This is a genomic window from Photobacterium sp. OFAV2-7 (assembly GCF_022347985.1).
In the GTDB taxonomy this organism is placed as follows: Bacteria; Pseudomonadota; Gammaproteobacteria; order Enterobacterales; family Vibrionaceae; genus Photobacterium.
Genome location: NZ_JAKRFQ010000486.1, coordinates 1 through 3,857, shown reverse-complemented (window position 1 = coordinate 3,857; position 3,857 = coordinate 1). Strand labels below are relative to the sequence as shown.

Annotated in this window: 4 protein-coding genes; 2 read left to right on the top strand and 2 right to left on the bottom strand. The window is 45.8% G+C overall.

Going from position 1 to position 3,857, the window contains the following annotated elements:
• Positions 1 to 1,225, bottom strand: a 1,225-nt coding sequence (locus MHN01_RS19515) for an L-lactate permease (RefSeq protein ID WP_239412876.1), incomplete at its 3' end; no start/stop codon positions are given.
• A gap of 156 nt (positions 1,226 to 1,381) precedes the next feature.
• On the opposite strand from MHN01_RS19515, the gene MHN01_RS19510 reads away from it, so the two are divergent.
• The gene (locus tag MHN01_RS19510; RefSeq protein ID WP_239412875.1) at positions 1,382 to 2,284 is read left to right on the top strand and encodes a LysR family transcriptional regulator; all 903 of its coding nucleotides are present in this window, start codon (positions 1,382 to 1,384) and stop codon (positions 2,282 to 2,284) included.
• A 10-nt stretch (positions 2,285 to 2,294) separates the two neighbouring features.
• On the opposite strand, the gene MHN01_RS24570 is transcribed toward MHN01_RS19510, so the two are convergent.
• Positions 2,295 to 2,645 (bottom strand): YcgJ family protein, encoded by a 351-nt coding sequence (locus tag MHN01_RS24570; RefSeq protein WP_255725369.1) that lies wholly within the window; start codon positions 2,643 to 2,645, stop codon positions 2,295 to 2,297.
• A 135-nt stretch (positions 2,646 to 2,780) separates the two neighbouring features.
• Here MHN01_RS24570 and MHN01_RS19495 point away from each other — a divergent pair, with 135 nt between their 5' ends.
• The gene (locus MHN01_RS19495) at positions 2,781 to 3,176 is read left to right on the top strand and encodes a DUF805 domain-containing protein (RefSeq protein WP_239412874.1); all 396 of its coding nucleotides are present in this window, start codon (positions 2,781 to 2,783) and stop codon (positions 3,174 to 3,176) included.
• The last annotated feature ends 681 nt before the right edge of the window (positions 3,177 to 3,857 follow it).

The window sequence follows — 3,857 nt, the reverse complement described above, 5'->3', positions numbered from 1 at the left end:
TCTCACCGATTAGTGTCTTGCTAGATTCGCCAAAGGCTTTCACCAGCGGTGATACTTTGCGAGATTGCAGCAGTACAGCGAGCAGGGCAACGAACACCAGGATACCGCCCGGTAGATACAGTGGCTGAATCGCAGCACTGATCCCTGTTTCACCCAAGATGTCACCAAATGACAGGCTGACACTTTTCAGGAAGTTCTTGAAGTCAACACTTACACGGCTGGCAACCAGTACCACAGCCAGTAGAACATAAGGGGCCCAGGCAAGAGCCATGTTCATTGGTTTCTTCTCGTTTTCGGTCAGATCCATCTTCAGAGAGCCTAACCACTCAGTAGGCCACTTATCTTCGCTTTCAAAATCCCAGTGGTTCTTAGGAACAAGGAACTCTTTCTTGGCAGCGGCTACCACAATAGCCAGACCAACCAGACCACCGATCAGTGACGGGAACTCAGGACCAAGGAACACACCAGTTAGTGCATAAGGGATGGTGAACGCCAGGCCGGCAAAGATTGCGAATGGCAGGATTTCCAAGCCTTCTTTCCAGCTCTTGTTCTTACCGAAGAAGCGGGTCAGCATCATTGCCATCAGTACAGGCATTAACGTACCGACAGTCGCATGGATAAGTGCAACGTTAGTGGTGATTTGCTGAAGGTAGATATCCCAGGTTGAACCGTTTGCAATCAGAGTTTCGGAGATGTTGTGCGTATCCAGACCTTTGTTCACACCGACGATGATAGGTGTGCCGACAGCACCGAAAGATACCGGCGTAGACTGGATCATCATACCCATAACAACTGCGGCGAGCGCCGGGAAACCGATTGCAACCAAAAGAGGGGCAGCGATAGCAGCAGGTGTACCGAAACCAGAGGCACCTTCGATAAATGAACCGAAACACCAGGCGATGATGATTGCCTGTACACGCCTGTCGGTTGATATATCGGTAAAGCCACTTCTGATGGTGGCTATCGCCCCGGTGTGCTTAAGGGTGTTAAGCAGGAATATGGCACCGAAGACGATCCAGAGTACCGCGACGGTAATAGCGAGTCCTTGCAGGGTGGAAGCGAAAACCCGGTTGGCAGACATATCCCAGAAGAATATGGCGATGCCGACAGTGAGTAGAAAGGCCACAGGCATGGCGCGTTTTGCTGGCCAGTTAAGGCCGACCAGCAAAATCGCAGCGACCACTATGGGTGAAAAAGCGAGTAACGCAAGTAGGGTATCGTTCATGGTAGTACATCCTTCGTACAGGTGTTTCGTATTTGACCTAGTTCAGGTCTTGTTATGGATTGTAGGGTGTTTGTTAATGTGGTGTGACAATAACCCTTTATTTTTTTTTGATATAGGGAAATAATGAAAAAGATTAATTCCAAAAGTTGATAAATAATGGCAAAAACAGATGACCTGATCCTCTTTGCCCAGGTGGTGGAGTGTGGTTCGTTCAGCAAGGTGGCTGAACTAAATTCCCTTACAAACTCAGTGGTTAGCAAGCGAATCGCAAGGCTGGAGGAGGACCTTGGCGTCCAGCTTTTGTACCGTACAACCCGAAAGTTAACAGTTAGTGAAGCTGGTAAAGTTCTTTATCAAGGTGCTAAAAATGTGAAGCAGGCGGCAATCGAGGCGGTTGACGCGGTCAGCGGGTATGGCGAAAAAGTCAGCGGTCACGTCAAAATGTCAGTACCGACTATCTCCGGAGACCTCTTGTTAGCTGATGCAGTGGCTGAATTCTGTACACTGCATCCCGGCATGACCGTCGATATGTCGCTGAACAATCGTTTTGTTGACTTGGTGGAAGACGGTTACGATCTGGTGATCCGGACCGGTTACCTGGAAGATTCCAGCCTCATTGCCAGGCACATTCTTGATTCACAATGGGTCATTTGTGCGGCCCCTTCTTACATAGGGCGGTTAGGACGACCTATGGAGCCGGAAGATCTCGTCAATCATAACTGTCTTCAATACGCCTATCAGACAACGGGGGCGGCGGAGTGGCAGTTTATAGGTGAGCAAGGCAATTATATTTTGCACGTGAAAGGTAATTTCTCGACGGACAATGCTACAGCATTACGCAAGGCGGCATTAGGCGGCTACGGGATTGCCTATGTGCCGCGTTGCCTTGTCTATCATGACTTGCTTGAAGGCAAGCTTATTGATTTATTCCCGGATAAAGTGGGCAAGAAACTTGGGATCTATGCTGTCTATCCCTATACCCGCCAGCCATCTCAGAAAATAAAACTACTGATAGAGCATATCCGTAACCGTTATCTGTCGATGAGTCAGTTTTTTTAATGGTTCAGTCCTACTTAAACAAAACTTGGCTGTAGGTTTCTTGTGGCTGTTCTTGGTACCGGTCGGTAAAACACGCTTGCTGGCCGGAATCGCAATAGACTTTGTTGCTAAATGAATACCGGCTGGTATCAAAGTTCTTCGCACCCACCTCATTAATCATATTCATCATCTTGTCTTGTGCAGCCTGTCCAAGGAACTCCTTGGTAAAGGCCATGGAAATACCGTAACGGTCGACGCAGAACCCTGCTCTTTGATCACATATGATCCCATGGTCAGGAGAGAATAGATGTTCGTCAAGCCTGGTGTTCGCGTGAGCAGAATGAACACAACAGAGTAAAGCGGTAGAAACAAGCAATTTCATGGTCACAAATGAGCTCCTCATATCAGTGTCCTCTAAGTCTAGGACTGTGCAATTTGAGGGTTGTTCAATATCAGAGAAAATGAGATTGACGGCAGTGGATATACTTTCAGAAGTTATTCATATAAAGGTTGAGTCATGAACTGGTATTTCCATGTCCTTAAAAATTATGCTGTCTTTAGGGGAAGAGCACGTAGGAAAGAGTATTGGTACTTTTTCCTGACCAATGTGGTTATTAGTATTGTACTGGCCTTTATTGATAATGCGATGGGGAACCCCGGGGCGGGAGAAGGAGCAGGTGCTTTAGGTACGGTATATTCGCTGGCCATTCTTATACCGAGTATTGCTGTGGGTGTGCGACGGCTACATGATACCGGTCGCAATGGCTGGTGGATGTTGCTTGGGCTGATCCCACTGGTGGGGGCTATAATTCTCATTTATTTCTTTGTGTTAGATAGCCAACCTGGTACTAATGAGTATGGGTTAAATCCCAAAGACATTGACTCTGATTCCGTTGGGCAATTTAAGGTGTGAGTCCCAGGTAGGTTTTTATGGCGTTAGTTCATTGGTCCTGCCTAAACTCCACATTGGCTGCCAGCTCTAAGATAGCACATTGGTCTTGGTAGAGATTTGAAGGTGGTAGGGCTGGAGTACTGAGCTTCGTGGCCAGTGCCTCTCGGCCGAAGTTGGTATGTGCTGTATTTATCCGCGGAAAAATAGAGTTGTCACCAAAATATCCAAGTCAATGCTAAATAAATGCTCTTCGTTTATGAAATCAATGCCGTTATCTGGCAATGAATGCCAGTGCCCATTAGTACGGGCGAGACCATTACTATTGATAATGATTAATGCTTTTAGCCGTGAGATTGTTTTTCTATAAGCAGGTGTTTTCTAACTAATAGAAGGAATGTTAGTCCTGCAATAAACAAAAAGAGAATAATGAATACCATAATAATTATGGCTATGAAGTATATAGAGTAAAGTAATCGATATTATTACTGGCAATAGTTGGAGATGACCAATATTGCGATGGTCCTTTACATTTTTTGTTAGTTCTTTTTTGTAGCTGGTTAGTCTTATTTTATACTCGTGAGCTGCATGGTTTATCATTTGATTAGTTTGAGTTAGCCAATCAGACGTTGAATGTAAGTCTATGTTAAGTTAAGGCATTAATTTGTTACCTGACTAATACTGTTTTTAAAACTTGATAGTAAA